The 297-nt window shown below is 49.8% G+C and carries 1 pseudogene; it reads right to left on the reverse strand.

What is annotated here, in order from left to right:
• Window positions 1-260, reverse strand: a pseudogene (locus tag QP413_RS09980) (hypothetical protein); the annotation flags it as partial.
• Window positions 261-297 lie beyond the last annotated feature (37 nt).

The raw sequence follows: 297 nt of genomic DNA on the forward strand, positions 1-297 counted from the left end.
GCGCCAGAAGCAGCAATCTGTTCCACAACTTTCTTGCCCGCCCCTGCACGCGGCGGATCGAGAACAACCAAATCCGGCTGATCAAGGTTCACATAATTTTTCTTCACATGACGTAAAGACTGAAGCACATCGCCCGCAACCTCGGTTACGTTGCTAATATTATTGCGTTTCGCATTTTTGATTGCTGAAGAAACCGCCTGTTCAGCGCCCTCTATCGCGAGCACTTCCCCGTTCGGTACTATACGAGAAGCAAGAGGCATAGTAAACAGTCCCGAGCCGGAATACAAATCCCATATC

It is taken from the genome of Corynebacterium sp. UMB4614, assembly GCF_030217065.1.
Lineage (GTDB): Bacteria > Actinomycetota > Actinomycetes > Mycobacteriales > Mycobacteriaceae > Corynebacterium.